Genomic DNA, 5,653 nt, shown 5'->3' with positions numbered 1-5,653 from the left:
GGGTACCGCCCACCGGCTCCGGAAACGATCAAGATGCCAGCCTGGCCGCTCGGCTCCGCTGCGCTCCGCCTCCCGCCCAGGCTGGCATCGGAGGCGATCTTCAACTAACTATGCAACCGGACCAGTCATCGCGGGCAGCCCACCATCACAAGGCGATGCCCTATGAGGCAATCCCCGCTTTTGTCGGCGCGTTGCACAAGCGCGAAGCCGTCGCGGCACTGGCGCTGGAATTTACGATCCTGACTGCCGCCCGCACCGGGGAAGTAATCGGCGCAAAATGGTCCGAGGTCGATCTGGACAAGGCAGTCTGGACCGTCCCGGCCGGCCGCATGAAGGCGGGCAAGGAACATCGCGTGCCGCTGTCACCGCGCGCCGTGGAGATTTTGAAAGTCACCCGGGATCTACGCAAGGAATGGCTGTTCCCGGCGATCAAGGGTGGACAAATGTCCGGCATGGCCATGACCATGCTGCTTCGCCGGATGAAAGTTGACGTGACCGTGCACGGCTTCCGCTCGGGCTTCCGCGACTGGTCCGCCGAATGCACCGGCTATGCCCATGAGGTCGCGGAAATGGCCTTGGCGCACACTATCGAGAACAAGGTGGAGCGGGCCTATCGGCGCGGCGACCTGTTCGACAAGCGGCGACGGCTCATGGACGATTGGGCCACCTATTGCGCCACGATCCCGACGGCTGGCGCCAACGTGACGCCCATTCGCAAGGCTGAGGCCGGATAGAGATTCACCGGGCGTTCGGCCCGATGGAAGCGGGCCAGCCGGGGAAGGTAGTAGCTCCCCTGCCGGCCCTAACCACAACCCGACTGCAAGGAGTCGAGAATATGGCTGACATATCCCTACAGGCGGAACTCACCCGCCCAAATCCCTTCCCGGATGACACCGCCTTTCGCCTGGTATGCGATATGGAAGATCCTCTCCGTAAGATTCGCGATTTGTTGTCTGCGCTAAACTACGTCGCTCAAGGCGTCGAAGATGGCGGAGAGGCCATCGCAGCTATAGCAGATGCGACTCGCGAGAACCTGAAAGCTGCGGAGGCATTGCGGGGCGACCTGTTCCGCCTATCACACCCCAATCGAGCCGTGTTTGAAAAGGAAGGCTGGCCGGCCTGACTGAGCTATCCCCTGATTTTTGTTGGCGTGGTTGCCGAAGGTGCCGGCTTCATCGCTCCCGGCGTTTCCTATCAGTCAGAATGCACGGTATCACATGTATGGGGATAGGCTGGCCAGCCGACAAGCGCGCATCCCACGCGCTTCCCCGCTTCATCATGGGAGCCGCTTGGGAGGCGGGATGGCGCGAAAAGACGAGCGGGGCGTAGTGACCCCCGCGCCCATTCAATTCAACAATTCGGCGTCTGCAAACCTGCCGCGCTACGATGACGAGCATCGTGGGCCAGCCGTCGCCGATTCCTATCAGCTATCCCATTGCAGGATTGACCTAGCGGAGCGATCAGTGAGCTGGCCAACTCCGGCAAGCCTGCCCCCGCTCATGGTGGAATTTGCGCAATCTGTTCCGGACGATCAGCGGGCAGACTGGCTCAGGCGGCAAGCCAATATTGAGGATGCGGACAAACACATTGCCGACGGCATGCGTTCCGGCGAGTTGCCGATATGGGTTGCGCCAATTGGAGAGCCGGACCGTTTGGTAGCTCCCGATGCAATTGTCGAAGCTGACCATGCTACGGTTGTTTCCGGTGTGTATCGCCCTCCGAACGATCGCGGCTGGCTCTATGGCAGGCCGCTTTTTGTAAAACGTGCCGATTGGGCAAAATTCGCCGCACGGATTGATGCCGCGAAAAAGCCCGCGCGTGAAAATGGTAAATTCCAGTCACGCTCCCATGACGGAGACGAAAGGCAATGGCTGCGAATATCGAAGGCAACTCGCCTCTTGCATCGCATCCTGAGAACGCGGCTGGCAGGGCAAGAACCGGCACCGTGGATTGATCCCCCAGCCGACCCGTTCGCTGCTGAGTGCGACAACGCAACGCATCGGCACCGGCGCACTGCCCACTCGTCTCTTACCATGCGCCGCGCCTTGCTGTCGGGCGATTTGACTGCGCATCTGGTGAAAGATGGCCGCTCCCATCCACTGCCCGGCTGGGTTTGGGAGAATGCCAGGGCGTCCGAGAGCGCATTTCATTTTAACTGGCTGCACGTCGACCCATTCCTCGACCACGGCCTTCACGACTATGTGAATTGGGGCTGCTTTGTTCGCCGCGCGGCATTTGCGGACTGGCTGGCGAATCCTGAGGCCTCGGAAATTGGGGATCTGCCCAACCTGCCTTCCGCCTTCGATCGTGACGAGATGCCCAACCCCACCACCTACCGCGAACCGCGAGACGCGCCTTTTGTCGAACTTGGCGAGGCGCTGACTTGGGTCGGCTTTAGCGTTGCCATGAACCACGATGAATTTACGACGTCGGACGAATACGGCTTTGGCCCGTTTGGTCGATCAGATTGGCTTGAGGCATTGCAGAAAGCAATGGCCAGCTTGTCGGAGCAGGCTAGCGCCGGACGCATCCGTGTTCGTGGCCGATACGTCGAGAATTATTTCAATTTTTCCGCAGCAAGCGGCAACACTGAATATCTTTCGGACACGCAACTGCGGGACTTTGCGTGTTTTGACAGCCTCCAAGGGGGCCTTAAGCGCGGCACGGGCCTTTATTGGGAGCGGAGCGCCGTCAAAAGGGCCTTTGAGGATCCTCAGGATGGTTGGCGCGACGTGGAGGTCTGCCGGGCCGAATTGCTCAGGAGCTTCCCGCCAAGGTTCGACGATGCCAAAGCATTGATCGTTTCGCTGCCAGCTTCCCTGCCAGGCATTGGCCCCGTCATGGGCATGGAGGAGGCATTTTCATGGCTCTCACATGATAGACCGTCCTACGACATTGGCGTTTGGCAAGATGCGGCAGGCAATCTGATTCTCCGTGATCCCAACGGCGCGCCTATCGGGCCTCGCGCCGACGGCTCGCCCCCTCCGTTCATGGAGGCATATCGGCAAGCCAGTCGCAAGCTCCATGGCGCACTTCGGGACGGCAGTTTGCCAGCATATGTCGCGCCGACAAATGACAGTCCGCTGCTTGTGCCTCGTTTCTATTGGAACGGGGTAAATCCGGAAAATTTGCACCTTGTCTATCGCGGAATGGCACCTGAGAATCAGGGCGCAGGATGTCCGGTGCTGTTGTCGCGGATGGGCTTTGATAGGTGGCGCACTGAAGTTACGGCCTCTGAGGCAATTGATCGCGCTCCTTCCGTAAAAGCGGGCCGTCCGCCAAGCGATTCTCAGATCCTAGCTAAAGCCGACGAACTGAAAGCTCGCGGCTTGAGCGGCCGTTCGATTGCCAGCCGAATGCGCCACGAGCTGGGATTTGAAAACGTGGCAACAACAGCCGTTCGCGAGCTAATTAGGGGACGCTGGAAGCCCTCGGGGCGCCCTTCAGGGAAGGGCGGATAAAAGGCGCACATCGTTCCGCACATGCGCCTTTTGCTGCGCATTTTTTAACCCGGCTTTCTTGCCTCGTTCAACAACGAACGAGGTGCTTCGATGGAGTCCACCAAATCCGGTCCCCTGAAGATCGGTTACAGCATTCGGGAAGCCTGCCTGGCGTCCAGCCTAGGCCGGACGACGCTCTACAATCACATTTCGGCTGGCCGCCTTCGCGCTGTTCGCGTCGGTGGCAGGACAATCATTCCGGCCGAAGCGTTGCACGCGCTGATCGCAGGGGAGGCTTGAGCCATGCCCCGAAAGCAAAACCCGACCGCTAGGGGCAGCCGGGTTCTGTGGAATAGCTTGGTCGGCACTTCCACGGAATCCCTTACCCTCTCCGCCTATCGCGCTCAACACTTGATCGGCAGCTACGGCATTCGCCCGGAACTGGCCGCGATGGTCGCCGCGATGGCCTTCGGGGCACACAGCCATGGCTGATAGCTATCCCGACATTCCCGGCGCGAAAGGCCGGGACGGCACCAGTCAGGACGCTGCGGAGGCCATCAAACCATGCGCTTCCTACCTTCGCCGCGTCGCCATGCGCTCGCTGGACAGGTTGGGCGAGGCAACGGTGCTGGAAGCCGTCGCCGTTGCCGAGGTCGCCCGCGAAAGCCTGCAACCGCGTTTCTCCGAACTGCGGGCCATGGGTATGGTGGAACCGACCGGCGCACGTCGCCGCAATCCGTCCGGCAAGGGCGCGGCGGTGCTTCGCCTTACCGAAAAAGGGAGGGCCGCACTGTGACCGATCCCGTTTCGGAATTTCTCGATGCCATGGCGGCGGCGGGTATCCGCCCGGTGGAGCCGATTGCCGATAAGCTCGCTTCCGGCGATCCCGTCCGCTTCCGGGCCGATGGCGACAAACCCGGCCGGCGCAACGGATGGGCCTGCCTGCACCTCGATGGCGTGCCCGCTGGGGTGTTCCGGCATTACCGGCTGGGCGTGCGGACGGTATGGCGTGCGGGGAGCGATCCCCGTTCGCTGTCACCAGCCGAACGCCGCGCGATCGTGGCTCAGGCTCGTGAAAGCGAGGCCCGGCGCAAGGCGGAAACGGAAGCCAAGCAGGAAGCGGCGGCTGGCACTGCCCGCGACCTGTGGCGCGATGCCGGCAAGCCGGATCCCGCACATGGCTATCTGGCGCGCAAGGGTCTGTCTCCGTTCAGCATTCGGCAGCATGGCGACGTCCTGCTGGTGCCGATGGTCGATCCCGGCTTTCGGCTGTGCAACGTGCAGCGCATCTATCCGGATGGTCGAAAGCTGTTTCTCAAGGGCGGGCGCACGGAGGGCCTGTTCTGGCCGCACGGCGCGCTCTGTCGCGATGGCAGGCCATCGGCTGGCGCGTTGGTGATCGGGGAAGGCTTCGCCACGATGGCGGCAATTCACCATGCCACCGGGCACGGTGTTGTTGCGGCAATGTCGGCGCGCAATCTCGGAACCGTCGCACGCACGATGCGCAACCTGTTCCCCGGCCGGACGCTGATCGTCGCGGCGGACGATGACCGTCACCTATCGGAGAATATCGGGCTGCAATCGGCTCAGAACGCCGCTGAGTCCATCGGGGCGCTTTTGACCACTCCGCTGCCCATCGGCCAGGAAACTCGCTCAACGGACTCCGGAACCGATTTTGCGGACATTGCGCCGGCCGAGATCGCGGCCCGCATCGCTCAAGCCGGGAGGGATGCCGATGCGTGACGCGACCACCCCCATGGATTTTGCGGACCTGTCGCCGGATGCCGTGGCCCGCCGCATCGCCGATGCCGCACCTGCCGGCACTGCCATTCGCGCCACGCCCTACCGCTGGCCCGATCCCCGTTCGCTACCGACCCGGCAATGGCTGCTTGGCCATTGGCTGCTGAGGGGCGAGGTTACGGCGATCATTGCGCCCGGTGGCACCGGCAAGAGCACGATCGGCACCGCGCTGGCATTGTCGCTGGCATCGGGCCAGCCGCTGCTTGGCAAGCCGCTTCCACGCGGCCCGCAATCGGCATGGATCTACAACCTTGAGGATTCGCAGGACGAGCTGGACCGGCAAGTGTCCGCCGCCTGCATGTTTCACGGCATAGTGCCTGAGAACGGCGGAGCAATATTCGACCACGGTAGCGGCGGGATAGCCCTGCTGCGGGCGGCGTAAAAGTCGTCCACCTTGAAGCCTTTCTGCCAAG

General features: G+C 62.2%; 7 protein-coding genes. All 7 read left to right on the top strand.

Features of this window, described 5'->3' with window-relative positions; all coding sequences use genetic code 11:
- Positions 1–155: 155 nt before the first annotated feature.
- The 7 genes from CHB74_RS21205 (at position 156) to CHB74_RS21175 (ending at position 5,622) form a co-directional block, all read left to right on the top strand.
- Positions 156–734 (top strand): tyrosine-type recombinase/integrase, encoded by a 579-nt coding sequence (locus tag CHB74_RS21205; protein WP_245843139.1) that lies wholly within the window; start codon positions 156–158, stop codon positions 732–734.
- Between the two features lie 101 nt (positions 735–835).
- The gene (locus CHB74_RS21200) at positions 836–1,123 is read left to right on the top strand and encodes a hypothetical protein (protein WP_144033900.1); all 288 of its coding nucleotides are present in this window, start codon (positions 836–838) and stop codon (positions 1,121–1,123) included.
- A gap of 178 nt (positions 1,124–1,301) precedes the next feature.
- A complete protein-coding gene (locus CHB74_RS21195; protein ID WP_144033899.1) occupies positions 1,302–3,461 on the top strand; it encodes a hypothetical protein in 2,160 nt (719 codons plus the stop codon).
- A 90-nt stretch (positions 3,462–3,551) separates the two neighbouring features.
- Entirely contained in the window at positions 3,552–3,740 is a 189-nt protein-coding gene (locus CHB74_RS22850; RefSeq protein ID WP_089221449.1) for a helix-turn-helix domain-containing protein, read from the top strand.
- 184 nt (positions 3,741–3,924) lie between these two features.
- A complete protein-coding gene (locus CHB74_RS21185) occupies positions 3,925–4,236 on the top strand; it encodes a hypothetical protein (RefSeq protein ID WP_089221448.1) in 312 nt (103 codons plus the stop codon).
- Between the two features lie 29 nt (positions 4,237–4,265).
- Complete coding sequence (locus CHB74_RS21180; protein ID WP_144033898.1) at positions 4,266–5,183, top strand: toprim domain-containing protein; 918 nt, start codon at positions 4,266–4,268, stop codon at positions 5,181–5,183.
- The gene (locus CHB74_RS21175; RefSeq protein ID WP_179220958.1) at positions 5,176–5,622 is read left to right on the top strand and encodes an AAA family ATPase; all 447 of its coding nucleotides are present in this window, start codon (positions 5,176–5,178) and stop codon (positions 5,620–5,622) included. The genes CHB74_RS21180 and CHB74_RS21175 overlap by 8 nt, the downstream gene beginning before the upstream one ends.
- Positions 5,623–5,653 lie beyond the last annotated feature (31 nt).

Source organism: Edaphosphingomonas laterariae, assembly GCF_900188165.1.
GTDB lineage: Bacteria > Pseudomonadota > Alphaproteobacteria > Sphingomonadales > Sphingomonadaceae > Sphingomonas_E > Sphingomonas_E laterariae.
The sequence above is the reverse complement of the archived record's forward strand: the minus strand, read 5'-3'. Positions and strand labels throughout refer to the sequence as shown.

Bases quoted from the DNA above. Each gene is read 5' to 3' on its own strand.
- CHB74_RS21205 (WP_245843139.1), top strand. From the start codon at position 156: ATGCCCTATGAGGCAATCCCCGCTTTTGTCGGCGCGTTGCACAAGCGC.
- CHB74_RS21200 (WP_144033900.1), top strand. From the start codon at position 836: ATGGCTGACATATCCCTACAGGCGGAACTCACCCGCCCAAATCCCTTC.
- CHB74_RS21195 (WP_144033899.1), top strand. From the start codon at position 1,302: ATGGCGCGAAAAGACGAGCGGGGCGTAGTGACCCCCGCGCCCATTCAA.
- CHB74_RS22850 (WP_089221449.1), top strand. From the start codon at position 3,552: ATGGAGTCCACCAAATCCGGTCCCCTGAAGATCGGTTACAGCATTCGG.
- CHB74_RS21185 (WP_089221448.1), top strand. From the start codon at position 3,925: ATGGCTGATAGCTATCCCGACATTCCCGGCGCGAAAGGCCGGGACGGC.
- CHB74_RS21180 (WP_144033898.1), top strand. From the start codon at position 4,266: ATGGCGGCGGCGGGTATCCGCCCGGTGGAGCCGATTGCCGATAAGCTC.
- CHB74_RS21175 (WP_179220958.1), top strand. From the start codon at position 5,176: ATGCGTGACGCGACCACCCCCATGGATTTTGCGGACCTGTCGCCGGAT.